Genomic DNA, 22126 nt, shown 5'->3' with positions numbered 1-22126 from the left:
CTTAATCGCTAAATCGGCTGTTTGACAGCTTCAACCCTGCACGACGCAGGTGGCCAGGTGTGCAGCAAGCGCATCCCAGGCAATGCTTTGTTGTTCGCCCTGGCCACGCAGGGGTTTGAAACCTACCACTTGCTGGGCCATTTCGTCGTCACCGAGGATCAATGCGTACAGCGCACCGCTCTTGTCGGCCTTCTTGAACTGGCTTTTGAAGCTGCCGCCCCCGGCATTGATTTGCAGGCGCAGGTTGGGCAGTTGATCACGAACACGCTCGCTCAGGGTCAGACCGGCCAGCTCGGCGGCTTCACCGAAGGCGCAGAGGTAGACGTCAACCTGACGGGAGATCTCTTCGGGGATCTGCTCCAGGGTTTCAAGCAGCAGCACCAGACGCTCGATGCCCATGGCGAAACCGACGCCTGGGGTCGGCTTGCCGCCCATCTGCTCCACCAGACCGTCGTAACGACCACCGGCACATACCGTGCCTTGGGCGCCCAATTGGTCGGTGACCCATTCGAATACGGTCTTGCTGTAGTAATCCAGCCCGCGAACCAGCTTCGGGTTGATCACATAAGGAATGCCGGCGGCGTCCAGGCGAGCCTTGAGGCCCTCGAAGTGCACGCGGGATTCTTCGTCGAGGTAGTCGGCCATTTTCGGCGCGTCGGCCAGCACCGCTTGAGTGTCGGCGTTCTTGGTATCCAGGACCCGCAGCGGGTTGGTCTTCAGACGGCGCTGGCTGTCTTCGTCCAGTTGATCCAGGCGAGCGGTCAGGTACTCGACCAGTGCTTCGCGATAACGACCACGGGATTCGGCAGTGCCCAGGCTGTTGAGTTCGAGCTTGACCGCATCGCGGATACCCAGCTCGCCCCACAGGCGCCAGGTCAGCACGATCAGCTCGGCGTCGATGTCCGGACCGTCGAGGTTGAAGACTTCACAACCAATCTGGTGGAACTGGCGATAACGGCCTTTCTGCGGACGTTCGTGGCGGAACATCGGGCCGATGTACCAGAGCTTCTGCACCTGGCCGCCGCCGGTAATGCCGTGTTCGAGCACCGCACGCACGCAGGCCGCGGTGCCTTCAGGACGCAGGGTCAGGGAATCGCCGTTGCGGTCTTCGAAGGTGTACATCTCTTTTTCGACGATGTCGGTCACTTCACCGATGGAGCGCTTGAACAGCTCGGTGAACTCGACGATCGGCATGCGGATCTGCTTGTAACCGTAGTTATCCAGCAAACGCGAAACGGTGCCCTCGAAATGACGCCACAGGGGAGTCTGTTCGGGCAGGATGTCGTTCATGCCACGGATGGCTTGCAGAGACTTGCTCACTTTAAATCCTTAAATTCGTTCGGCTCTTTAGTCAGGCTCAGCCGCGAGCGATTACAGCAGCGTCGGCTTCGACCTTTTCGGCCGCTTTCTGGCGGATCAAGCGTTCAAGCTCATCCACCAGATTGTCATTCGTCAGTTTCTGCGACGGCTTGCCGTCGATGTAAATCAGGTTTGGCGTGCCGCCGGTCAAGCCGATATGAGCTTCCTTGGCTTCGCCCGGCCCGTTGACCACGCAACCGATTACCGCGACATCCAGCGGCACTAGCAAGTCTTCGAGACGCCCTTCCAGCTCGTTCATGGTTTTGACCACATCGAAGTTCTGCCGCGAGCAGCTCGGGCAGGCGATGAAGTTGATGCCACGGGAACGCAGGTGAAGGGATTTGAGAATGTCGTAGCCGACTTTCACTTCCTCGACCGGGTCGGCCGCCAACGAGATGCGAATAGTATCGCCAATCCCTTCGGCGAGCAGCATACCGAGGCCCACGGCGGATTTCACTGTGCCTGAACGCAAACCACCGGCTTCGGTGATGCCCAGGTGCAATGGCTGGACGATTTCCTTGGCCAGCAAGCGGTAGGCTTCAACTGCCATGAACACGTCGGAAGCTTTTACGCTGACCTTGAAGTCCTGGAAATTCAGGCGTTCGAGGTGTTCGACGTGACGCAGGGCAGACTCGACCAGCGCGGCCGGAGTCGGCTCGCCATATTTCTTTTGCAGGTCTTTTTCCAGGGAACCGGCGTTCACGCCGATACGGATTGGAATCCCGCGATCACGGGCGGCATCGACCACCGCACGTACGCGGTCTTCACGACCGATGTTGCCTGGGTTGATGCGCAGGCAATCGACCCCCAGTTCGGCTACGCGCAGAGCGATCCTGTAGTCGAAGTGGATGTCGGCCACCAACGGCACCTTGACCAGTTGCTTGATCTTGCCGAAGGCTTCGGCGGCGTCCATGTCCGGCACCGAAACCCGAACGATATCGACGCCAGCGGCTTCCAGACGATTGATCTGGGCCACGGTGGCGGCCACGTCATTGGTGTCGCTGTTGGTCATGCTCTGCACAGCGATGGGCGCATCGCCGCCAACAGGCACGTTACCGACCCAGATTTTCCGGGATTCGCGACGCTTGATTGGAGATTCGCCGTGCATGACTTATTGACCTAACTTCAGGCGAGCAGTCTCGCCACTGGTGAACGGAGCGACATCAACTACCTGCCCGTTGTAGCTGACCTGCGCGCCACGGGCGAAGCCCAGACGCACGGCAAAGGGCGGCTTGCCGCTGACGGAAACACTATCGCCTTTACGCTTGAGACCACTCAACAACACTTTACCCGTGCCGTCGGTCACTTGAGTCCAGCAATCGGCGCTGAATTGCAGTTGAACCTGGCCCTGGCCCGCAACCGGAGCTGCTGGAGCAGCAGCTGCAACGGCCGGCGCAATCGGAGCCGTCGCAACCGCTGCCGGTACAACGGCAACAACTGGCGCTGCCGGTGTCGCGATAACCGGAGCAGTATTGTGGGCCGGAGCCGCAGGTGTTGCTACCGGGGCTGCTGGAGCGGGTGTTGGCGCCGGCGCGCTTGCTTCAGCGTTGACAGGCTCCTCAGCCTGCGGCAACGCCAGAGGCGTTTCACCTTCAGACTCACCTTGCGCAACCGCCTGGTCTTCCGGCTCGTCCAGCGGATGGATCTGGGTGGTGCCATCGGCGCCTTCGACTTCAACGTGTTCCGGAGCCAGGCTGACCAGGTCCTTGGTGCGCAATGAAGTTTGATCCTGCCACCAGACAAAACCACCACCAATCACCGCGATCAGCAACAGCAGACTGACAATTCGCAAAATGGTGTGGGAAACCCGAACCGGCTCTTCGATACGCCCCAGGCTGTGGACGTTGCTGCCCTGGGAGTCGGTGCCAGTGGATTGGTCGAACTGCTGAACCAGAACAGCCTGGTCCATGCCCAGCAATTTGGCGTACGCGCGAATATAGCCACGAGCAAAGGTGTGGCCAGGCAGCTTGTCAAAAGCGCCGGCTTCCAGATTACTCAGGGAATTGACGGTGAGGTTGAGCTTGAGGGCCACTTCGGCCAGCGACCAGCCATTGCTTTCGCGGGCCTGGCGCAAAGTCTCACCGGGGTTAACGCGATTCGCTGCTACAACTTCGGGATGCGCCGCTTTCATCATTGCTCCGACAGGTATTGCTGATATTCCGGCGTACCGGGATAGAGTCGTTTTAATTGCAGGCCATAACTGGCGGCCTTGTCGCGATCTTCAAACACTTTTGCCAGTCGAACGCCGAGCAATAGACTACGTGCATTTTGCTCGGTGAGCAGGCTAAAACGATCGTAATAGTCACGCGCGGGCACATAATGCCTGTCTTCGAATGACAACTCAGCCATTTCCAGCAAGGCACGTGGCTGTTGGCGGTTCAAACGCAGGGCTTTTTCCAGTTGCTGGCGAGCCAGGTCACGCTGGCCCAGCTTTGAAGCGGTCATGCCGAGGTTCTCGAAAACCCGCGAACGCTCAGGATACAGAGTATCGGCGGCGGCCTGTTCAAAGCGCTCGTACGCCTCTTTGTAACGTTTTTCTTCGAACAGAAAACTGCCGTAGTTGTTCAGGATTCGCGCATCGGCGGGACGGGAAGACAGTGCCTTGCGAAAATGCTGATCGGCCAGTTCCGGCTCCATCTCGGCCTGGAACACCAGCCCCAACGCCGCGTTGGCGTCAGCATCCGAGTCATCCAGTTCCAACGCCTTCTTCAGCGGGACCTTGGCGCGCTCGGTCATGCCCTGCTGCAAGTACCCCAGGCCCAGCTGCACGTAGGCGGCACGCGCTTCATCACGGCCCTTGCTGGTCTTCATCGGGTTGAAATCGCCCGACAGGACACAACCAGCACACAGGCTGGCCAACAGCACAAGCAGCGCGAAGCGCAGGGACATAGAGATCCTCTCTTAATTATTGTTCGCAGCGTTTTGCGGCATATCGTTGTCGGCGCTCAACTCACGCACGGCGATATAACGTTCGCTGCGACGGGTGCGATCCAGCACCTGCCCTACCAACTGGCCACACGCGGCATCGATGTCTTCACCGCGGGTGGTACGCACGGTGACGTTGAAGCCTGCATGGTGAAGCTGATCCTGGAAACGGCGAATCGCATTGTTGCTCGGACGCTCGTAACCGGAGTGCGGGAACGGGTTGAACGGAATCAGGTTGATCTTGCACGGAACATTCTTGAGCAACTCGATCATTTCGACCGCGTGTTCGACCTTGTCGTTGACGTCCTTGAGCAAGGTGTACTCGATGGTCAGTACGCGCTTTTCGCCCAGGGACGACATGTAGCGCTGACACGATTCCAGCAGCATCTTAAGCGGATACTTCTTGTTGATCGGCACCAATTGGTTACGCAATGCGTCATTCGGTGCGTGCAGGGACAACGCCAGGGAAACATCGATGTGCTTGGACAGCTCATCGATCATTGGCACCACACCCGAAGTCGACAGGGTTACGCGGCGCTTGGAGATGCCATAGCCCAGGTCATCCATCATCAGATGCATGGCGGCCACGACGTTGTCGAAGTTCAGCAGCGGCTCACCCATGCCCATCATCACCACGTTGGTGATGGCACGGTCGACGGTTGCCGGGACGCTGCCAAAGGATTTGTTGGCAATCCACACCTGGCCGATGACTTCGGCGGCGGTGAGGTTGCTATTGAAACCTTGCTTGCCGGTGGAGCAGAAACTGCAGTCCAGGGCACAGCCTGCCTGGGACGAAACGCACAAGGTGCCGCGTTTGCCCTGGGGAATGTAAACGGTCTCGACGCAGCTGCCGGACGCCACGCGCACCACCCACTTACGGGTGCCGTCGCTGGAGATGTCCTCGCTGACCACTTCCGGACCACGAATTTCAGCAACAGCCTTGAGCTTTTCGCGCAAGGCCTTGCTGACGTTCGTCATGGCGTCGAAATCATCGACACCAAAGTGGTGAATCCATTTCATTACCTGACCGGCACGGAAACGCTTCTCCCCGATTGAGTCGAAGAATTTTTCCATTTCCTGTTGAGTCAGACCCAGCAGGTTGGTTTTTACAGTCGATGTAGTCATGGATTCACCTTCACTCTTAAGCCAATGCTTAGCGAGTGGTTACTTCAGTAGCTGCGAAGAAGTACGAGATTTCGCGAGCAGCAGCGGCTTCGGAGTCCGAACCGTGTACGGCGTTGGCGTCGATGGAATCAGCGAAGTCAGCGCGGATGGTGCCAGGAGCAGCTTCTTTAGGGTTGGTAGCGCCCATCAGCTCACGGTTCAGAGCGATAGCGTTTTCGCCTTCCAGAACCTGAACGACAACCGGACCGGAAATCATGAAAGCAACCAGGTCGTTGAAGAAGCCACGAGCGCTGTGCTCAGCGTAGAAGCCTTCAGCTTCGGCTTTGGACAGTTGCTTCAGTTTCGAAGCTACAACGCGCAGGCCTGCTTTTTCGAAACGAGTGGTGATCTCGCCGATGACATTTTTAGCAACAGCGTCAGGCTTGATGATGGAGAAAGTACGTTGAACAGCCATGGTGTAACTCCAGAAACGGTAATTTGCGAAAAATTAAACCCGCGAATTATACGCGGGTTCTTTGGTATTGCCTAACTGCGTACGGTGCAGACTCAGTCTGCTTCTTCGATCCAGGCGGCCTGAATGGCTTCAAGCACCTTCTCGCCACCGCGTGTCGGATCATCACTGAACTCCGGCAATGCCAGCACCCACTGGTGCAGATCGACGAAGTTCACGTAACGCGGGTCCACATCCGGCTTTGACTCAGCCAGCTGGATCGCGATTTCCAGCACATCAACCCATTTCAGGCTCATGAAAGTTCCTTGAATCAGTGCGGCGCTTCGGCGGCATGGTTGAGCGAGTACTTCGGAATTTCGACGGTCAGGTCTTCAGTCCCGACTTTTGCCTGACAGGCCAGACGCGACTGGGCTTCCAGCCCCCAAGCCTTATCAAGATAGTCTTCCTCCAGCTCATCAGCCTCTTCCAGCGAGTCGAAACCCTCACGAATGATGCAGTGACAAGTGGTGCACGCGCAGACGCCGCCGCAAGCGCTTTCCATCTCGATATGGTGTTCATGGGCCAGCTCGAGAATGGATATGCCGGGCTCAGCCTCCACAACCATGCCTTCCGGGCAGAACTTCTCGTGTGGCAGAAAAATGACCTGCGGCATCAATTATTCCTCGATTTCATTCAGATTGCGCCCCGCCAGAGCGGCTTTCACTGTCGAGTCCAGGCGGCGGGCAGCAAAGGCATCGGTCACTTGCGACAGACGTTTGGTCTGCTGCTCAATGGCGTAACCATCGGTGCCTTTCATCAATTCGGTCAGTTCCTGCATCTGCAATTCGATGACCATGCGCTCTTCGGCGTCGAGCAAGCGTTCGCCGTCGACATCCAGAGCACCCTGCACTGCTTCGATCAGGCGCTGGGCATCGACCTGCTGTTCACGCAATACGCGGGCGACCTTGTCGTCATTGGCGTGCTGGAACGAATCCTTGAGCATTTTGGCGATTTCGCCGTCGGTCAGGCCGTAGGACGGTTTGACCTGAATGCTGGCTTCGACACCCGAACCCAATTCGCGGGCCGAGACACTGAGCAGACCGTCGGCGTCGACCTGGAAGGTCACGCGAATCTTCGCCGCACCAGCAACCATCGCTGGAATACCGCGCAATTCGAAGCGTGCCAGGGAGCGGCAGTCGCTGATCAACTCACGCTCGCCCTGCAATACGTGGATCGCCATGGCCGACTGGCCGTCTTTATAAGTGGTGAAGTCCTGGGCCCGGGCGACAGGGATGGTGGTGTTGCGCGGAATCACCTTCTCCATCAGGCCGCCCATGGTTTCCAGCCCCAGGGACAACGGAATCACGTCGAGCAACAGCAGTTCGCCGCCGTCACGCTTATTGCCAGCCAGGGTATCGGCCTGGATCGCGGCACCGATGGCCACGACTTGGTCCGGGTCGATTTCGGTCAGCGGTTCGCGACCGAAGGCTTGCGCAACGGCTTCGCGAACGCGCGGTACGCGAGTCGAGCCGCCGACCATGACCACCGCATGAACGTCTTCCAGCTCAATGCCGGAATCACGCACCGCACGACGACAGGCTTTCAGGCTGCGAGCAACCATTGGCTCGATCAGCGCATTGAACGCTTCACGGGTCAGCCCGGCCTTCCAGTCGCCATACGCGACTTCGACGGACGAGGAATTGGTCAGGGCTTCTTTGGCCGCACACGCGGTTTGCAGCAGATTGCGCTGCTCGCCCGGATCGAGGTCGGCCGACAGACCGGCACTCTCGATGATCCAACCAGCAATGGCGTGATCGAAGTCATCGCCACCCAAAGCGCTGTCGCCGCCGGTAGCCAGCACTTCGAACACACCGCCGGTCAGACGCAGAATCGAAATATCAAAGGTGCCGCCGCCCAGGTCATAAATGGCAACCAGGCCTTCAGCCTGTTGATCCAGACCGTAAGCCACCGCAGCAGCGGTCGGCTCATTGAGCAAGCGCAGCACGTTCAGGCCGGCCAACTTGGCCGCATCCTTGGTGGCTTGACGCTGAGCATCATCGAAATAGGCCGGAACGGTGATCACTGCGCCGACCAGTTCGCCACCCAAGGTCGCTTCAGCGCGCTGACGCAGCACCTTGAGGATATCGGCGGAGACTTCGACCGGGCTTTTCGGGCCTTGCACCGTGTCGATGAACGGCATGTGCGACTCGCCGTCGACAAAACGGTACGGCAGCTGATCGCCCAATTGCTTGACGTCGGACAAACCACGTCCCATCAAGCGCTTGACTGACAGCACAGTGTTCAGAGGATCGGTAGCGGCAGCCAGTTTGGCCGATTCGCCGACTTCGACGCGATCGGCGTGATAGCGCACGGCAGACGGCAGGATAACCCGCCCTTGCGCATCGGCCAGAGGCTCGGAAAGACCACTGCGCAATGCAGCGACCAGCGAATTGGTAGTGCCCAAGTCGATCCCCACAGCCAGACGACGCTGGTGCGGTTGAGGACTTTGGCCGGGTTCGGCGATCTGCAGTAGGGCCATCGTGATCAGGACTTATCTGTATATCAGGCGTGCGACCGGAGCGGCACTGGGTTAATCGTCGAGGCGCTCTTCTAACTGGCGCACTTCGTAGGTGAGCTTGTCGAGGAACTGCATGCGCCGCATCAGGCGTTCGGCCCGTTCGCGTTGCGCCGCATCATTCCAGCAAGCTGCGAAGCTTTGGTTCAGTTCATCCTGAGCTGCCTTGAGGCGGCGCTTGAACGTGGCAATACCCGCCATGTCGGCGCTGTCCTGCAGATCTTCGAGCTCTTCACGCAACTCCATCTGCTGCAGAAGAAACTCCGGATCATGCACCGTGACCTCCAGCGGCAACTCGCCACCACTCAATGCGAGCAAGTATCGCGCGCGCTTGGGGGGGCTTTTGAGCGTCTGGTAGGCCTCGTTGAGGCTCGCGGATTGCTCGAGCGCCAGCCGCTGCTCACGCTCGGAAGCGTCGGCAAAGCGGTCCGGATGAACGCCGCGCGCCAACTCACGGTAGCGCGTAGCCAGCTGATCGAGGTCCAGATTGAAACTCGGTTGCAGCTCAAATAAAGCGAAATGACAAGGAGTACCCACGAGCAGCCTCAGATGTTGAAGCTTTCGCCGCAGCCACACTCACCGCGTACGTTGGGGTTGTTGAACTTGAAGCCTTCGTTCAACCCTTCCTTGACGAAATCAAGCTCGGTGCCGTCCAGGTACGCCAGGCTTTTCGGGTCGATGATCACTTTCTCGCCGTGACTTTCGAACACTTGATCGTCCGCGCCTACCTCGTCGACAAACTCCAGCACATAGGCAAGGCCGGAACAGCCCGTGGTGCGAACACCCAGACGAATCCCATCACCCTTGCCGCGCCCGTTGAGGGAGCGTCGCACGTGTTGAGCAGCCGCTTCTGTCATGCTGATAGCCATCGGTGACTCCTTACTCGTCGCCAAATCTTGAAAGTCAGATCAAGCCTTTCTTCTGCTTGTAGTCGCGAACGGCCGCCTTGATGGCGTCTTCAGCGAGTACGGAGCAGTGAATTTTCACTGGCGGCAGGGCCAGTTCTTCGGCCAGTTGAGTGTTCTTGATGGTCTCTGCTTCATCCAGAGTCTTGCCTTTCATCCACTCGGTCGCCAGGGAGCTGGAGGCGATCGCGGAACCGCAACCGTAGGTCTTGAACTTGGCGTCTTCGATGATGCCTTGCTCGTTGACCTTGATCTGCAGACGCATCACGTCACCGCACGCCGGAGCGCCGACCATGCCGGTGCCGACATCAGGATCTTCTGCATCCATCTTGCCGACGTTGCGCGGGTTCTCGTAGTGGTCGATGACCTTTTCGCTGTAAGCCATGATTCTTAATCCTCACTCATCAGGAGTCGCTCTTGAAACCCTGCAAATCGTGGATTCGCAGGGCCCGGTTGCGGCGACTTGAATATCAGTGTGCCGCCCACTCGATTTTCGAAATGTCGACGCCGTCTTTGTACATGTCCCACAGCGGCGACAGAGTGCGCAGCTTGGTGACGGCCTCGCAGACTTTCTGCGCGGCGTAGTCGATTTCTTCTTCGGTGGTGAAGCGACCGAAGGTGAAGCGAATCGAGCTGTGTGCCAGTTCGTCGTTGCGGCCCAGGGCGCGCAGAACGTACGAAGGCTCAAGCGATGCCGAGGTGCAGGCCGAACCCGACGAAACCGCCAGATCCTTGAGCGCCATGATCAGCGACTCGCCTTCGACATAGTTGAAGCTCAGGTTCAGGTTGTGCGGTACGCGGGCGGTCATGCTGCCGTTGACGTACAACTCTTCCAGGCCTTCAACCTGTTTGAAGAAACGGTCGCTCAGCGCTTTGATGCGTGCATTCTCGGCAGCCATGTCTTCCTTGGCCACACGGAACGCTTCGCCCATGCCGACGATCTGGTGAGTCGCCAGGGTGCCGGAACGCATGCCACGCTCGTGACCGCCGCCGTGCATGGTCGCTTCGATGCGCACACGCGGCTTGCGGCTGACGTACAGCGCGCCGATGCCTTTAGGGCCATAGGTCTTGTGGGCAGAGAACGACATCAGGTCAACTTTCAGTTTCGACAGGTCGATCTCGACCTTGCCGGTGGACTGAGCAGCGTCGACGTGGAACAGAATACCCCGGGAGCGAGTCAGCTCACCGATGGCAGCGATGTCGTTGATGGTGCCGATTTCGTTGTTCACGTGCATGACCGATACCAGAATGGTGTCGTCACGCAGGGCAGCTTCGACCATTTCCGGAGTGACCAGGCCATCTTCACGAGGATCGAGGTAGGTCACTTCGAAACCTTCACGCTCCAGTTGGCGCATGGTGTCGAGGACAGCCTTGTGCTCAATCTTGGTGGTGATCAGGTGTTTGCCTTTGGTGGAGTAGAAATGCGCCGCACCCTTGATTGCCAGGTTGTCGGACTCGGTGGCACCGGAGGTCCAGACGATTTCACGCGGGTCGGCGTTAACCAGGTCAGCGACCTGGCGACGAGCGTTCTCGACGGACTCTTCGGCTTTCCAGCCGAACACGTGGGAACGGGACGCCGGGTTACCGAAGTTTCCGTCGACCAGCAGGCATTCACTCATCTTTTGCGCGACACGCGGATCAACCGGGGTGGTCGCAGAGTAATCAAGGTAAATCGGCAATTTCATGGACTATCTCCTAAATCAGGCTGGCTGGCGTGCCGCTAGCTCTTTGGCTGTCATTCGACGGCGGACGCTTCAATCTTGTCCAGGCGTGGCGCCTTGCTGTTGCAACGACGCTGGTCCTGACGCTGGGCTACTTCTTGCACCTCACGGCGAGTTACAAGGTCAGCCAAGCTGATACCGCTCAGAAATTCGTGAATCTGCAGGCTAAGATCGCACCACAAATGGTGAGTCAGACAGGTGTCGCCGGAATGGCAATCGCCCTGGCCCTGGCACTTGGTTGCATCGACCGATTCGTTGACCGCATCGATTACCTGGGCGACCTGGATGCCCTGCATGTCGCGGGACAATTGGTAGCCACCGCCCGGACCGCGAACACTGGACACCAGATTGCTACGACGCAATTTGGCGAAAAGCTGCTCGAGGTAGGACAGGGAGATGCCTTGGCGCTCGGAGATATCGGCCAGGGACACCGGCCCGTGCTGCGCGTGTAACGCCAGGTCAAGCATGGCGGTCACGGCGTATCGGCCTTTTGTAGTCAGTCGCATGGACAATTACCACGGAGTTCGGAATGGGGCGAGTATGCAATTCCCGAGTATTTAAGTCAACTATAAGACCTAGCGCATTACTCAGGTTTACCCGCAAAAGAGCGCGCGCATCATAGCAGGGTCTGCGGCGCAATGGCACACCAACCAGCGCGGTGCAAATGCCTGAATGCGACCCTGCCGTGAATCAGCTGGCCTTGCTTTCGTCCTTGCCCTTCACACAGGCAAAGTCTTCTTCACGCAGTTCAGGCAGATCCTTGGCACAGTAATTACTGCCCAGATCCTTCAGCGCTCCACACATACCCTCCAGACGCCCATCGACCGCCTGCAAGTGATCGAGCAACTGACCGATCGCCCGGGCCACCGGGTCCGGCATGTCTTCGCCGACACCGTAGGCATCGAAGCCGATCTTCTCGGCCATGGCCTTGCGCTTGGCATCCTGCTCATCGTCGGACTTGACGATAATCCGCCCCGGAATCCCCACCACCGTCGCACCCGGCGGAACTGCCTTGGTGACCACGGCATTGGAACCCACCTTGGCCCCGGCACCGACAGTGAATGGGCCGAGCACCTTGGCGCCGGCACCAACCACCACACCGTCCTCCAGGGTCGGGTGACGCTTGCCCTTGTTCCAGCTAGTGCCACCGAGGGTCACGCCCTGATAAAGGGTGACATCGTTGCCGATCTCGGCAGTCTCACCAATAACGATGCCCATGCCATGGTCGATAAAGAAGCGACGACCGACCTTGGCCCCCGGATGAATCTCGATCCCGGTCAACCAGCGACCGAAGTTCGACACCAGCCGCGCCAGCCATTTCAGCTCTGCGCGCCACAGGAGCGACGACAGGCGATGGATCCAGATGGCATGCATGCCTGGATAGCAGGTCAGGACCTCAAAAGCATTACGCGCTGCCGGGTCACGATGAAAAACACTTTGGATATCTTCACGCAAACGCTCGAACATCATTAATCCTTCCGCTTTAGAAGCTCGCCACGGGCCGCCTTCTGGGTTTCCGTGAGGATGCCACGCAATATATTCATTTCCGCCCGGCTGACCGAGCTGCGTCCGTACAACCGGCGCAGGCGCGCCATCAAGTGCCGTGGTTTTTCCGGATCGAGGAATTCGATGGCCACCAGGGTTTGCTCCAGGTGCTCATAGAATCGCTCCAGCTCATCCATGGTCGCCAGCTCACCACTCTTGGTGGACGCCACTTCTTCCTTCTCGACCTTGCTCGGCTGACCTTGGGCCGCCAGCCAGGACATGCGCACTTCATAGCTCAACACCTGCACCGCCGCCCCGAGGTTCAGCGAACTGAACTCGGGGTCTGATGGAATGTGCACGTGATAATGACATCGCTGCAGCTCTTCGTTGGTCAGGCCGGAATCTTCACGACCGAACACCAATGCGATCTCGGCGCCCTGCCCCGCTTCCTCGACCACCCTTGCACCGCACTCACGGGGATCGAGCAACGGCCAGGGAATGCGACGATCACGAGCACTGGTACCCAGCACCAGATTGCAGCCGACCAAGGCATCTTCCAAGGTGGCGACGACTTGCGCGTTTTCAAGGATGTCCCCGGCGCCGGACGCACGCGCATCGGCCTCGTGGTGCGGGAACAACCGCGGCTCGACCAGCACCAGTCGCGACAGGCCCATGTTCTTCATGGCACGCGCAGCACCGCCGATATTTCCGGGATGACTGGTATTGACCAGGACGACACGAATGTTTTGCAGCAAGGGAGGCGCTCTCGAACATTGAATGAGGGAGCCGAATCTTACAGCTCCTCCTACCGTTAAGCCATGAAAGCGAACGTCGACCTTCTCCTGTAGAAACTTTCTGATAGAATGCCCGGCTTTCTTTAACAACCTTAGGTGACACATCCATGCAGCCCATGCTGAATATCGCGCTGCGCGCCGCCCGCAGCGCCAGTGAATTGATCTTCCGCTCCATCGAGCGCCTGGATACCATCAAGGTCGACGAAAAAGACGCCAAGGATTACGTATCCGAGGTGGATCGCGCCGCCGAACAGAAAATCATCGACGCACTGCGCAAGGCCTACCCGAATCACTCGATCATGGGTGAAGAAACCGGCCTGCACGCCGGCACCGGCATCGAAGGCGAAGAATACCTGTGGATCATCGACCCACTGGACGGTACCACCAACTTCCTGCGCGGCATTCCTCACTTCGCTGTCAGCATCGCCTGCAAATACCGCGGTCGCCTGGAACATGCTGTTGTTCTGGACCCGGTTCGCCAGGAAGAATTCACCGCCAGCCGTGGTCGCGGCGCTCAACTGAACGGTCGTCGCCTGCGCGTCAGCGGCCGTACCAGCCTGGACGGCGCCCTGCTGGGTACCGGCTTCCCGTTCCGTGACGACCAGATGGACAACCTCGACAACTACCTGGGCATGTTCCGCGCCCTGGTTGGCCAGACCGCCGGCATCCGCCGCGCCGGCTCGGCAAGCCTCGACCTGGCCTACGTGGCTGCCGGCCGTTTCGACGCCTTCTGGGAGTCGGGCCTGTCCGAGTGGGACATGGCTGCAGGCGCCCTGCTGATCCAGGAAGCCGGCGGCTTGGTGAGCGACTTCACCGGCGGTCACGACTTCCTCGAAAAAGGCCACGTTGTTGCCGGCAACACCAAGTGCTTCAAGGCAGTACTGACAGCGATCCAGCCGCACCTGCCAGCTTCGCTGAAGCGCTAAGCGCCCAAGCCCAAGCCCAAAAAGCCGCAGCACTTAAAGCAAACGCCCCGACTGGTTCGGGGCGTTTTCTTTTGTGCGACTAATACGACCAAGTTAAGCCGTAACGCAATCCGTAGCAGCTGGCGAAGCCTGCGTTCGGACGCAGCAGTCGCATAATCAGAGATTACGGCACGCCAGACAGACCGCATTAGCCGGATTCACGACTGCTTCGCAGCCGGACGCAGCCTCGCTGGAGCTCGACAGCTGCTACAGCCAGACGCAGCCTTCGGCAGCAGCTACAGAAAGAGCGCCGCAGTTTTTTTATATATGCAGCCATAACGAAAAATGCCCCGCATCTTTCGATACGGGGCATTTTCTTGAAAAGCCAACCTGAGCAGGCCAGCTTTTCGGCATCGGAAGCTGGACTTAAGCCAGTTTTTCCTTGATGCGAGCTGCTTTACCGGACAGGTCACGCAGGTAGTACAGCTTGGCTTTACGTACGTCACCGCGACGCTTGACAGCCATGCTGTCGATTTGCGGGCTGTAGGTCTGGAAAGTACGCTCTACGCCAACACCGTTGGAGATTTTACGAACGGTGAAAGCACTGTTTACGCCGCGGTTACGCTTGGCGATAACTACGCCTTCGAACGCTTGCAGACGCGAACGATCGCCTTCCTTCACTTTCACCTGAACGACAATGGTGTCGCCCGGGGCAAAGGTAGGGATCTCTTTAGTCATCTGCTCTGCTTCGAGTGCAAGGATGATTTTGTTAGTCATGCTGTGCTCCTAAGGTAAATCGTCGGATCTACCATCGATACGTTGTTAACTATCGTCCCGCTCGCGGATGTATTCCTCGAGCAGCTTCTTCTCTTCTCCAGAAAGCGAGCGGCTTTCCAGAAGATCGGCGCGTCGTTCATAGGTCCGACCAAGGGACTGCTGTAAACGCCAACGCCGGATGTGCGCGTGATTGCCACTTAGCAATACGTCGGGAACACGCTGATCCGCATACACCTCCGGTCGGGTGTAGTGCGGGCAATCCAGCAAACCATCCGTAAAGGAATCTTCCTCAGCGGAGTCCGCATGCCCTAAAGCTCCAGGCAGCAGTCGTGTAACCGCATCGATCAGGACCATCGCCGGCAGCTCGCCGCCAGACAGTACATAGTCGCCAATCGACCACTCTTCATCGACATGAGCATCAATAAAACGCTCGTCAATGCCTTCATAGCGGCCAGCAATCAGGATCAATGCATCCAGATTCGCCAACTCGCGTACCGCCGACTGTGTCAGTTGACGGCCTTGGGGGGACAGGTAAATTACCTTCGCCGCCTCCCCGGCTGCTGCCTTGGCCTGAACCAGAGCATCTTCCAGGGGCTTGATCTTCATCACCATGCCCGGACCACCGCCAAATGGGCGATCATCCACAGTGTGATGTCGATCCGTCGTGTAGTCTCGCGGATTCCAACAGGTAAGCTGCAACAGCCCCTGCTTCACCGCCCGACTGGTGATGCCGTACTCGCTGATGGCGGAGAACATCTCGGGAAACAAACTGATCACTTCTACGCGCAGGTTAGCCACGTTTAGAAGTCCGCATCCCATTCCACCTTCATCTCGCCCGCTGCCAGATCGACGGCCAACACGCATTGCTCGGTATACGGCAACAGGCGTTCACGATCATCCAGGCTGCCAGCGCAAGGCTTGACCACCATTACATCATTGGCGCCGGTTTCCAGAAGATGATCGATTTTCCCGAACAATTGCCCGTGAGTATCGATGACCTTCAGACCTTCCAGCTGGTACCAGTAGTACTCGCCATCGGTCAATTCAGGGAACAGGTTGCGCGGCACGCAGATCTCATAACCAGCCAGAAGACGAGCTTCTTCACGATCATCAAGACCCTTGAGCTTTGCGACCAGGAACTTGTCGTTCCCGCGTCCGCTGACCAGCTCGACCTGTTTTACGTTGCCTTCGCGCCTGAGCGTCCAGGTTTTGTAGTCCAACAGGTTTTTAATCGGATCAGTAAAGGAATACACCTTCACTTCGCCGCGAACGCCGTGAACAGAATAAATCTTGCCGATAACGATCAAATCATCAGCAACAGCTGGCGTCGCGTTCATATTGCTCAGGCCGCAGCCTTAGCAGATTCCTTCAACAACTGAGCAACGCGCTCAGAAGGCTGTGCACCAACGCTCAGCCAGTAGGCTACGCGCTCTTGGTTCACGGACAGACGAACTTCTTGACCACGAGCAACAGGGTTGAAGAAACCAACCTGTTCCTTGTGCGAACCGTCACGCGGGTTGCGGCTGTCGGTTACGGTCAAGTGGTAAAACGGGCGCTTTTTGGAGCCGCCAAGGGCAAGACGGATTGTTAGCATGTGAACATCGTTCCTGTAGTCGGTGCTGCAAATCTAAATGCACAGCGGGCATAGGTGCCCGAAAGGCCGCATATTCTAAGGAATATCCGGACTTTTGCAAATGTCTTTTTCCGGCGCCTATCGGCGTGCCATCCAGATTTGCTATAGAGCCATCGTTGAAGATGGCCAGTCAGCTCCCGCCAAGCGCGGGTTTGCTGGAGATCCCACGTCCGTGTGGGGCTGCGCCGACATGACTGCCGGCGCGGATTCTTTACATTTTTGGCATGCCGCCGCCGGGCAACATACCGCCCATGCCGCGCATCATTTTGGCCATTCCGCCTTTCGCGGAGAATTTCTTCATCATCTTCTGCATCTGCTTGTGCTGCTTGATCAAGCGACCGATGTCCTGCACCTGGGTGCCGGAACCCATGGCGATCCGGCGCTTGCGCGAACCACTGATCAGCTCAGGGTCGCGGCGCTCGGCCGGGGTCATGGAATTGATGATGGCTTCCATCTGCTTGAATTGCTTCTCTGCCGCGCCTTGGGCATTGCCCATCTGCGCCAGGTTCACACCACCGATATTCGGCAGTTTGTCCATGAGGCCGCCGAGGCCGCCCATGTTCTTCATCTGTTGCAGCTGATCGCGGAAGTCTTCGAGGTCGAAGCCCTTGCCCTTCTTCAGCTTCTTGGCCAGTTTGTCGGCCTTGTCCTTGTCGAGGGTCGCTTCAGCCTGTTCGATCAGGCTGAGCACGTCGCCCATGCCGAGGATGCGCGATGCGATACGCTCAGGATGGAACGGCTCGAGCGCTTCGCTCTTCTCGCCCATGCCGATGAACTTGATCGGCTTGCCGGTAATGGCACGTACCGACAGTGCGGCACCGCCACGGGCATCACCGTCGACCTTGGTCAGGATCACACCGGTCAGCGGCAATGCATCACCGAAGGCCTTGGCCGTGTTGGCGGCGTCCTGGCCGGTCATGGCATCGACCACGAACAGAGTTTCGACTGGATTGATCGCAGCGTGCAGCGCCTTGATCTCGCCCATCATCTCTTCGTCGATGTGCAAACGACCGGCGGTGTCGACAATGACCACGTCGATGAATTTCAGCTTGGCTTCTTTAATAGCCGCTTGCGCGATGTCGACCGGCTTCTGGCTCAGGTCAGACGGGAAGAACGTCACGCCGATGTCGTTGGCCAGGGTTTCCAGCTGCTTGATCGCCGCCGGACGGTAAACGTCCGCGGACACGACCATGACCGACTTCTTTTTGCGCTCTTTAAGGAAGCGCGCCAGTTTGCCGGCGGTGGTGGTTTTACCCGCACCCTGCAAACCGGCCATCAGAACCACGGCCGGTGGAACGGCGCTCAGGTTCAGGTCTTCGTTGGCTGCGCCCATCAGGCTTTCGAGTTCGGCCTGGACGATCTTCACGAAGGCCTGGCCCGGCGTCAGGCTGCGGGACACCTCGGTGCCGACAGCGCGCTCCTTGACCGAATTGACGAAGTCTTTGACCACCGGCAAGGCGACGTCGGCTTCGAGCAACGCCATGCGCACTTCACGCAGGGTGTCTTTGATGTTGTCTTCGGTCAGCTTGGCCTTGCCGGTGACATGGCGCAGCGTCTGCGAGAGACGGTCGGTTAAGTTTTCAAACATTGCGCGATCCTTTCAGGCCCTGTGTAGACCGGGATAATGGCGGCCCAGACCGGAATCAACATGTGCTCGGCGAGCCTGCGGCGTGGGCAGGTCGCGGATTATAGCGAAGACTGCGTCTGGCGGACACCTCGCCGTCAGCTTGTATAGTCTTTCGTGCCGTATGGGTTCTATGCCAAACTCAACGCCTTTCGGGCCTGCCTAACAGGATTTATGCTCCCCTTGTCACCCAGCTTGCTTACCACTCTCGCCGCCGCCTGCTTATATGCCGCTGCGACCTTCTATCAAGGCACTCGCCTGGCCACCGGCGCCAAGGCGAACAAGCGCCTGCTGGTCACGCTCGGCGTACTGGCCGTGCTGGCCCACAGCGCCAGCCTGATCAGCTATCTGCTGACTCCGGTCGGCCTGGCCCTGGACTTTTTCAGCGCCGCCAGCCTGATTGCCGCAGCGGTCATTGCCCTGACCCTGCTGGCCTGCTCACGGATTCCAGTGGAAAACCTGCTTGTATTGCTGTTCCCGCTGGGCGCCGCAACAGTGTTGCTGGCACAGTTCGCCCCCGCCGGCACGGTGCAGGTCATCGACGAAGAGCCAGGCATTCTCGCCCACATTCTCTTGTCGATCCTCGCTTACGGCATGTTCACCATCGCGGTGTTCCAGGCCTTGCTGCTGCTGGTTCAGGACCATCAGCTCAAGCACAAGCATCCGTCCGGGCTGATCAAGAACTTCCCGCCGCTGCAAACCATGGAAAGCCTGCTGTTCGGTTTCCTCTGGGCCGGCTGGAGCCTGCTGTCGTTGTCGCTGATTTCCGGCTGGCTGTTCGTCGAGAATCTGTTCGCCCAGCACCTGGTGCATAAAACCCTGCTGGCGTGCCTGGCCTGGATCGTGTTCAGCGTGCTGCTCTGGGGACGCAACCGTCTCGGCTGGCGCGGACACAAAGCCATCCGCTGGACCCTTGCCGGTTTCTGCCTGCTGATGCTGGCGTATTTCGGCAGCAAGCTGGTCCGCGAATACATTCTGCACATCTGACGGGCGGCATTAATGGACGACTTGCCCATAGGGCCGATGCTCGCGGTGCTGGCCCTGCTGATTTTATGGTCGGGGCTGTTTACCGCCATCGAAGTTGCGCAACAGCAATTACTGGCCCAGCGCACGGCCTCGCGCTCCAGCGACAAGCCCGTGGCCAAGCTGAGCTTCCCGCTCAACAGCCTGATCCTCTGCAACACCTTGTGCCGCGCGCTGGTGGTGGTCATCAGCACCTTGCTGGCGATGTTCATCTGGGCACAAAACGGCCCCTGGATAGCCTGCCTCGGTGCCGGCGCAGTGTTGCTGGTGTTCGCCGACTACCTGCCACGCGCCCTCGCCGCACGCTATCCGGATGCCGTCCTGGCCTTGGGCAACACACTGCTCGGCATACCGTTGAAAATCGTCTATCCCGCCGCATGGCTACTCAATGGCATCAGCCAACTGCTGATGCGGCCATTCGCCCGCAAAATCAACGTGGTGCAGCAAAGCGAAGACGAGGCACCGGCAGATCGGCACGACGATCACGAACACGCGGCCTATCGCCCACTGTCAGGTATCCACGCACTGGATAACATCACGGTCAACGATATTCTGGTGCCACGCAGCGACGTCGACGGGATCAATCTGGACGACCCCCTCGAAGAAATCATCGAGCAACTGCGCCACAACAAGCGCACCCGCCTGCCGGTATTCCACAGCGACATCAACCAGGTTGAAGCGGTACTCAACACCCGACAGATCCGTCATTTACTGCCGGATTCAAGCCTGACCGTGGAAGCGCTGCTGGCGGCCAGTCACGAACCGTACTTCGTGCCGGAAAGCACACCGTTGCAGCTGCAATTGCTCAACTTCCACAAACAGCAGCGGCGCTTGGGCATGGTGGTCGACGAGTACGGGGAAGTACTGGGTATCGTGACCCTGGAAGATATTCTCGAAGAAATCGTCGGAGAGTTCGAAAGCCAGCACAGCCTGGATAACCCGCACATTCACCCGCAGGCCGATGGCCGACTGGTGATTGATGGCGCAGCGTCCATCCGCGAGCTGAACAAGAGCCTCGGCTGGCATTTGCCCAGCGATGGTCCGAAAACCCTCAACGGCCTGGTGACCGAGGCGTTGGAGACGATTCCGGACAGTGCGGTGTGCCTGAAGATCGGACGATACCGGCTGGAGATTCTGGAGACTGAAGAGAATCGCGTCACGCGCGTGCTGATCTGGCATACCAGCTCAGCGCCTGCGCTTATCCGTTAATGGGTTAAAACAACCGCCCCTCTTGTTCGATAGTTAGCCACCTTCCTATAATCGAGCCGGCTTACCCAAGCCTCCCACCGAACCACATGCTTACCCCGCATGCAGCAGGTTCCGGCCAGATCTTCGACAACATCCGTACCACTGCGGCGATTGTTCCTACCTTGAACAGCGACCGTGTCTCAACCCACATCCCTGGGTATTCGACCATAATAATTCGCTCCACTGGGGCACATGACTGTCAGGGATAACGACATGACGACCAGCACAACGTTCAGCGACACCGCGCCTGCCCAACCGACGAACTCCGCCACCCGCGTGGCTACCGCGAGTTTCATCGGCACGGCCATCGAGTTCTACGACTTCTACGTCTATGCCACCGCCGCAGCATTGGTGATCGGCCCGGTGTTCTTTCCGCAAACCTCCGGCACCGCGCAGATGCTGTCGGCATTCCTCACCTTCGGCATCGCTTTCCTTGCGCGGCCGCTGGGTTCGGCGCTATTCGGCCATTTCGGTGACCGCATCGGGCGCAAATCGACACTGGTTGCGTCCTTGCTGCTGATGGGTGTGTGCACCACGCTGATCGGCGTACTACCGGGGTACGACAGCATTGGCGCCTGGGCGCCGATCCTGCTTTGCGTACTGCGCTTCGGCCAGGGCCTGGGGCTGGGCGGCGAATGGGGCGGCGCCGCATTGCTGGCCACGGAGAACGCGCCCAAAGGCAAGCGCGCCTGGTTCGGCATGTTTCCGCAACTCGGCCCATCGATCGGTTTTCTGGCGGCCAACGGCCTGTTCCTGACCCTGGCCATGAGCCTGAACGACGAGCAATTCCGTTCGTGGGGCTGGCGGATTCCGTTCCTGCTCAGTGCCGCACTGGTAATGGTGGGCCTGTACGTACGCCTCAAGCTCCACGAAACCCCGGTGTTCGCCAACGCCGTGGCTCGCCAGGAGCGGGTGAAAATTCCGTTGGTCGAGCTGTTCAGCCAATACTGGGCACCGATGCTGCTGGGCGCCGGGTCGATGGTGGTGTGCTATGCACTGTTTTACATCTCGACAGTGTTTTCGCTGAGTTACGGTGTGTCGACGCTTGGCTACACCCGGGAAACCTTTCTCGCCCTGCTGTGTTTCGCGGTGCTGTTCATGGCCGCAGCGACACCGCTGTCGGCTTGGGCCAGTGATCGTTTCGGGCGTAAACCGGTACTGATCATCGGTGGCGTGCTGGCGATTCTGTCCGGATTCTTGATGGAACCGCTGCTGACCCATGGCTCGACCTGGGGTGTGGCGTTGTTCCTGTGCATAGAACTGTTTCTGATGGGCGTGACGTTTGCACCGATGGGCGCGCTGCTGCCGGAGCTGTTTCCGACCCACGTGCGCTATACCGGCGCATCGGCTGCTTACAACCTGGGCGGTATTGTCGGCGCCTCGGCGGCACCGTTCTTTGCGCAGAAACTGGTGGCGATGGGTGGTTTGAGTTATGTCGGCGGGTATGTGTCGGGGGCGGCGGTGCTGAGCCTGATAGCGGTGCTGTGCCTGAAGGAGACACGCAATAACGATTTGAATCGGGTTGCCTGAAGCCAAAAGCTTCGCGGGCAAGCCTCGCTCCTACGGGTCATTTGTCGAACGCACTTGCGTCTTGACG

Annotated in this window: 25 protein-coding genes; 4 read left to right on the top strand and 21 right to left on the bottom strand. The window is 58.8% G+C overall.

What is annotated here, in order from left to right; translation table 11 throughout:
- Positions 1-30: 30 nt before the first annotated feature.
- From hisS to trmJ, 16 genes are all read right to left on the bottom strand, one after another.
- Entirely contained in the window at positions 31-1320 is a 1290-nt protein-coding gene (gene hisS / locus JUI81_RS25555) for a histidine--tRNA ligase (RefSeq protein WP_018927062.1), read from the bottom strand.
- 37 nt (positions 1321-1357) lie between these two features.
- Positions 1358-2467, bottom strand: coding sequence for a flavodoxin-dependent (E)-4-hydroxy-3-methylbut-2-enyl-diphosphate synthase (gene ispG, locus JUI81_RS25550; protein WP_003185136.1), 1110 nt, complete (start codon positions 2465-2467; stop codon positions 1358-1360).
- A gap of 3 nt (positions 2468-2470) precedes the next feature.
- Entirely contained in the window at positions 2471-3490 is a 1020-nt protein-coding gene (locus JUI81_RS25545; protein WP_019581057.1) for a RodZ family helix-turn-helix domain-containing protein, read from the bottom strand.
- Positions 3490-4248 (bottom strand): type IV pilus biogenesis/stability protein PilW, encoded by a 759-nt coding sequence (gene pilW / locus JUI81_RS25540; protein WP_018927064.1) that lies wholly within the window; start codon positions 4246-4248, stop codon positions 3490-3492. The genes JUI81_RS25545 and pilW overlap by 1 nt, the downstream gene beginning before the upstream one ends.
- Before the next feature lie 12 nt (positions 4249-4260).
- Positions 4261-5409 (bottom strand): 23S rRNA (adenine(2503)-C(2))-methyltransferase RlmN, encoded by a 1149-nt coding sequence (gene rlmN, locus JUI81_RS25535; RefSeq protein WP_028939188.1) that lies wholly within the window; start codon positions 5407-5409, stop codon positions 4261-4263.
- A 28-nt stretch (positions 5410-5437) separates the two neighbouring features.
- Positions 5438-5863 (bottom strand): nucleoside-diphosphate kinase, encoded by a 426-nt coding sequence (ndk, locus tag JUI81_RS25530; RefSeq protein WP_018927065.1) that lies wholly within the window; start codon positions 5861-5863, stop codon positions 5438-5440.
- Positions 5864-5955: 92 nt separating this feature from the next.
- Positions 5956-6156, bottom strand: coding sequence for a Fe-S cluster assembly protein IscX (gene iscX / locus JUI81_RS25525; protein WP_007941386.1), 201 nt, complete (start codon positions 6154-6156; stop codon positions 5956-5958).
- A gap of 14 nt (positions 6157-6170) precedes the next feature.
- Entirely contained in the window at positions 6171-6512 is a 342-nt protein-coding gene (gene fdx / locus JUI81_RS25520; RefSeq protein WP_018927066.1) for an ISC system 2Fe-2S type ferredoxin, read from the bottom strand.
- Between the two features lie 3 nt (positions 6513-6515).
- The gene (gene hscA, locus JUI81_RS25515; RefSeq protein WP_019647769.1) at positions 6516-8378 is read right to left on the bottom strand and encodes a Fe-S protein assembly chaperone HscA; all 1863 of its coding nucleotides are present in this window, start codon (positions 8376-8378) and stop codon (positions 6516-6518) included.
- Positions 8379-8429: 51 nt separating this feature from the next.
- Positions 8430-8951 carry a co-chaperone HscB gene (gene hscB / locus JUI81_RS25510; RefSeq protein ID WP_018927068.1) on the bottom strand — a complete coding sequence of 174 codons (522 nt, stop codon included), beginning with the start codon at positions 8949-8951 and terminating at the stop codon, positions 8430-8432.
- Between the two features lie 8 nt (positions 8952-8959).
- Positions 8960-9283 (bottom strand): iron-sulfur cluster assembly protein IscA, encoded by a 324-nt coding sequence (gene iscA / locus JUI81_RS25505; RefSeq protein WP_007941391.1) that lies wholly within the window; start codon positions 9281-9283, stop codon positions 8960-8962.
- 34 nt (positions 9284-9317) lie between these two features.
- Complete coding sequence (gene iscU / locus JUI81_RS25500) at positions 9318-9704, bottom strand: Fe-S cluster assembly scaffold IscU (RefSeq protein WP_003443374.1); 387 nt, start codon at positions 9702-9704, stop codon at positions 9318-9320.
- Between the two features lie 85 nt (positions 9705-9789).
- Positions 9790-11004 (bottom strand): IscS subfamily cysteine desulfurase, encoded by a 1215-nt coding sequence (locus JUI81_RS25495; RefSeq protein ID WP_007941393.1) that lies wholly within the window; start codon positions 11002-11004, stop codon positions 9790-9792.
- Between the two features lie 50 nt (positions 11005-11054).
- The gene (gene iscR / locus JUI81_RS25490) at positions 11055-11546 is read right to left on the bottom strand and encodes a Fe-S cluster assembly transcriptional regulator IscR (protein WP_003227911.1); all 492 of its coding nucleotides are present in this window, start codon (positions 11544-11546) and stop codon (positions 11055-11057) included.
- A 184-nt stretch (positions 11547-11730) separates the two neighbouring features.
- On the bottom strand, positions 11731-12507 hold the full coding sequence (cysE, locus tag JUI81_RS25485) for a serine O-acetyltransferase (RefSeq protein WP_028939187.1): 777 nt from the start codon (positions 12505-12507) through the stop codon (positions 11731-11733).
- Between the two features lie 2 nt (positions 12508-12509).
- The gene (trmJ, locus tag JUI81_RS25480; protein ID WP_018927071.1) at positions 12510-13280 is read right to left on the bottom strand and encodes a tRNA (cytosine(32)/uridine(32)-2'-O)-methyltransferase TrmJ; all 771 of its coding nucleotides are present in this window, start codon (positions 13278-13280) and stop codon (positions 12510-12512) included.
- A 146-nt stretch (positions 13281-13426) separates the two neighbouring features.
- Here trmJ and suhB point away from each other — a divergent pair, with 146 nt between their 5' ends.
- Positions 13427-14245 (top strand): inositol-phosphate phosphatase, encoded by an 819-nt coding sequence (gene suhB, locus JUI81_RS25475; protein WP_007941397.1) that lies wholly within the window; start codon positions 13427-13429, stop codon positions 14243-14245.
- Between the two features lie 405 nt (positions 14246-14650).
- Here the strand turns inward: suhB and rplS are convergent, their stop codons facing one another.
- The 5 genes from rplS to ffh form a co-directional block, all read right to left on the bottom strand.
- Entirely contained in the window at positions 14651-15001 is a 351-nt protein-coding gene (gene rplS, locus JUI81_RS25470; RefSeq protein WP_003175895.1) for a 50S ribosomal protein L19, read from the bottom strand.
- Positions 15002-15046: 45 nt separating this feature from the next.
- Positions 15047-15820, bottom strand: coding sequence for a tRNA (guanosine(37)-N1)-methyltransferase TrmD (gene trmD, locus JUI81_RS25465; RefSeq protein WP_172901170.1), 774 nt, complete (start codon positions 15818-15820; stop codon positions 15047-15049).
- Positions 15802-16338 carry a ribosome maturation factor RimM gene (gene rimM, locus JUI81_RS25460; RefSeq protein WP_019581061.1) on the bottom strand — a complete coding sequence of 179 codons (537 nt, stop codon included), beginning with the start codon at positions 16336-16338 and terminating at the stop codon, positions 15802-15804. Before rimM ends, trmD begins: the two co-directional genes overlap by 19 nt.
- 5 nt (positions 16339-16343) lie before the next feature.
- Positions 16344-16595 (bottom strand): 30S ribosomal protein S16, encoded by a 252-nt coding sequence (rpsP, locus tag JUI81_RS25455; RefSeq protein WP_003198088.1) that lies wholly within the window; start codon positions 16593-16595, stop codon positions 16344-16346.
- A 250-nt stretch (positions 16596-16845) separates the two neighbouring features.
- Positions 16846-18222 (bottom strand): signal recognition particle protein, encoded by a 1377-nt coding sequence (gene ffh / locus JUI81_RS25450; protein WP_007941401.1) that lies wholly within the window; start codon positions 18220-18222, stop codon positions 16846-16848.
- 210 nt (positions 18223-18432) lie between these two features.
- On the opposite strand from ffh, the gene JUI81_RS25445 reads away from it, so the two are divergent.
- The 3 genes from JUI81_RS25445 (at position 18433) to JUI81_RS25435 (ending at position 22059) form a co-directional block, all read left to right on the top strand.
- Complete coding sequence (locus tag JUI81_RS25445) at positions 18433-19245, top strand: inner membrane protein YpjD (RefSeq protein WP_018927074.1); 813 nt, start codon at positions 18433-18435, stop codon at positions 19243-19245.
- A 12-nt stretch (positions 19246-19257) separates the two neighbouring features.
- Complete coding sequence (locus JUI81_RS25440) at positions 19258-20490, top strand: transporter associated domain-containing protein (protein ID WP_204125297.1); 1233 nt, start codon at positions 19258-19260, stop codon at positions 20488-20490.
- A gap of 252 nt (positions 20491-20742) precedes the next feature.
- The gene (locus JUI81_RS25435) at positions 20743-22059 is read left to right on the top strand and encodes an MFS transporter (protein ID WP_019581065.1); all 1317 of its coding nucleotides are present in this window, start codon (positions 20743-20745) and stop codon (positions 22057-22059) included.
- Positions 22060-22126 lie beyond the last annotated feature (67 nt).

The organism is Pseudomonas sp. 008, assembly GCF_016861935.1.
In the GTDB taxonomy this organism is placed as follows: Bacteria; Pseudomonadota; Gammaproteobacteria; order Pseudomonadales; family Pseudomonadaceae; genus Aquipseudomonas.
This window is presented reverse-complemented; position numbering and strand designations above follow the sequence as displayed.

Bases quoted from the DNA above. Each gene is read 5' to 3' on its own strand.
- rpsP (WP_003198088.1), bottom strand. From the start codon at position 16,595: ATGCTAACAATCCGTCTTGCCCTTGGCGGCTCCAAAAAGCGCCCGTTT.
- iscX (WP_007941386.1), bottom strand. From the start codon at position 6,156: ATGAGCCTGAAATGGGTTGATGTGCTGGAAATCGCGATCCAGCTGGCT.
- ispG (WP_003185136.1), bottom strand. From the start codon at position 2,467: ATGCACGGCGAATCTCCAATCAAGCGTCGCGAATCCCGGAAAATCTGG.
- JUI81_RS25445 (WP_018927074.1), top strand. From the start codon at position 18,433: ATGCTCCCCTTGTCACCCAGCTTGCTTACCACTCTCGCCGCCGCCTGC.
- suhB (WP_007941397.1), top strand. From the start codon at position 13,427: ATGCAGCCCATGCTGAATATCGCGCTGCGCGCCGCCCGCAGCGCCAGT.
- trmD (WP_172901170.1), bottom strand. From the start codon at position 15,820: ATGGGATGCGGACTTCTAAACGTGGCTAACCTGCGCGTAGAAGTGATC.
- hscA (WP_019647769.1), bottom strand. From the start codon at position 8,378: ATGGCCCTACTGCAGATCGCCGAACCCGGCCAAAGTCCTCAACCGCAC.
- iscU (WP_003443374.1), bottom strand. From the start codon at position 9,704: ATGGCTTACAGCGAAAAGGTCATCGACCACTACGAGAACCCGCGCAAC.
- ffh (WP_007941401.1), bottom strand. From the start codon at position 18,222: ATGTTTGAAAACTTAACCGACCGTCTCTCGCAGACGCTGCGCCATGTC.
- JUI81_RS25440 (WP_204125297.1), top strand. From the start codon at position 19,258: ATGGACGACTTGCCCATAGGGCCGATGCTCGCGGTGCTGGCCCTGCTG.
- iscA (WP_007941391.1), bottom strand. From the start codon at position 9,283: ATGGCTATCAGCATGACAGAAGCGGCTGCTCAACACGTGCGACGCTCC.
- cysE (WP_028939187.1), bottom strand. From the start codon at position 12,507: ATGTTCGAGCGTTTGCGTGAAGATATCCAAAGTGTTTTTCATCGTGAC.
- iscR (WP_003227911.1), bottom strand. From the start codon at position 11,546: ATGCGACTGACTACAAAAGGCCGATACGCCGTGACCGCCATGCTTGAC.
- rlmN (WP_028939188.1), bottom strand. From the start codon at position 5,409: ATGACTACATCGACTGTAAAAACCAACCTGCTGGGTCTGACTCAACAG.
- ndk (WP_018927065.1), bottom strand. From the start codon at position 5,863: ATGGCTGTTCAACGTACTTTCTCCATCATCAAGCCTGACGCTGTTGCT.
- fdx (WP_018927066.1), bottom strand. From the start codon at position 6,512: ATGCCGCAGGTCATTTTTCTGCCACACGAGAAGTTCTGCCCGGAAGGC.
- rimM (WP_019581061.1), bottom strand. From the start codon at position 16,338: ATGAACGCGACGCCAGCTGTTGCTGATGATTTGATCGTTATCGGCAAG.
- rplS (WP_003175895.1), bottom strand. From the start codon at position 15,001: ATGACTAACAAAATCATCCTTGCACTCGAAGCAGAGCAGATGACTAAA.
- JUI81_RS25435 (WP_019581065.1), top strand. From the start codon at position 20,743: ATGACGACCAGCACAACGTTCAGCGACACCGCGCCTGCCCAACCGACG.
- pilW (WP_018927064.1), bottom strand. From the start codon at position 4,248: ATGTCCCTGCGCTTCGCGCTGCTTGTGCTGTTGGCCAGCCTGTGTGCT.
- JUI81_RS25495 (WP_007941393.1), bottom strand. From the start codon at position 11,004: ATGAAATTGCCGATTTACCTTGATTACTCTGCGACCACCCCGGTTGAT.
- JUI81_RS25545 (WP_019581057.1), bottom strand. From the start codon at position 3,490: ATGAAAGCGGCGCATCCCGAAGTTGTAGCAGCGAATCGCGTTAACCCC.